A 1,198-nucleotide genomic window follows, 5' to 3' on the forward strand; every position below is an offset into this window, starting at 1 on the left:
GGCCGCCCGGAGCTGACCGAGGCCGCCATCGTGGTCTCCGGCGGCCGCGGCGTCGGTGCCGCCGAGGGCTTCGGCGTGGTCGAGGAGCTCGCGGACGCGCTCGAAGCCGCCGTCGGCGCCTCGCGCGCCGCCGTCGACGCCGGCTGGTACCCGCACAGCTCCCAGGTCGGCCAGACCGGCAAGCAGGTCTCCCCGCAGCTGTACGTGGCCAACGGCATCTCGGGCGCCATCCAGCACCGGGCCGGCATGCAGACCTCGAAGACCATCGTGGCCGTCAACAAGGACCCCGAGGCCCCGATCTTCGAGCTCGCCGACTACGGCGTGGTCGGCGACCTCTTCCAGGTGCTGCCGCAGCTCACCACCGAGGTGAAGGCCCGCAAGGGCTGATCCCCCGGATTCCCCCGCGAGCAGAACGGAGGGCGTGGCACTCGGTACCCCCGAGTGCCACGCCCTCCGTCGTGTCGCCCCGCCGACTACTCGGCGAAGGCCGCCAGGTGCTGGGTGAAGCCGCCCTTGACCGGCGGCAGCGGGCGCGGCTCGGACTCCTGCTCCGCCGGCGGCTCCTCGACCGTCAGCAGCCGCAGCTCGGGCTGGTCGGAACCGGGGGAGGAGTACAGCCGCACCCGGGTGCCGACCGGGACGGTGCTGCGCATGCCGTCCACGATGCACCAGACGTCGAAGCCCTCCGTCATCCGGATCAGCGACTTCTGCCGGACCAGCGGGGTACGGGCCTGCTCGACCGCGCAGCGCCGCACCACGCCGGTGCCCTCGCTGGGCTCCAGCCGCAGCTCGGTGGAGCCGCAGGTGGGGCAGAGCAGCCGCTGGAACGTGGGGTTGTTGCACCAGGTACAGCGCTGGAAGTACAGCGTCGTACTCCGGGTGTCGGCATCGATGGCTGAGTGGACCACGTCGTCATCTCCCTGCGCTCGGACCGGCTCTGTCGGCAGAAGTACGCCAGTAGTTCGGCTGTAGTACGGCAGGAAAAGGATAGGGAACTCAGTGCCGCCCTGTGAAGGCACTGAGTTCCCTTTTTGCCGCGCGCGTGCATAATGAAGGGTACTGAGTACCGTCGTGAAACAGGAGTGGCGATCATGAGCCAGGAGTTCGATCTCTTCCGTATCTCCGAGGAGCACGAGATGCTCCGTGAGGCGGTGCGTTCGCTGGCCGAGGCGAAGATCGCTCCGTTCGCGGCGGAGGT

At 69.4% G+C, this 1,198-nt stretch carries 2 protein-coding genes; one reads left to right on the forward strand and one right to left on the reverse strand.

Translation table 11 applies throughout. The features are described 5' to 3' along the window. A partial coding sequence (locus ACZ6Z8_RS39190) for an electron transfer flavoprotein subunit alpha/FixB family protein (RefSeq protein ID WP_465614739.1) occupies positions 1–387 on the forward strand: 387 nt, incomplete at its 5' end. A gap of 86 nt (positions 388–473) precedes the next feature. Here the strand turns inward: ACZ6Z8_RS39190 and ACZ6Z8_RS39195 are convergent. Beyond that, entirely contained in the window at positions 474–908 is a 435-nt protein-coding gene (locus tag ACZ6Z8_RS39195; protein WP_402826651.1) for a PhlB family protein, read from the reverse strand. Positions 909–1,198: the final 290 nt, after the last annotated feature.

The organism is Kitasatospora sp. NPDC101108 (assembly GCF_055584725.1).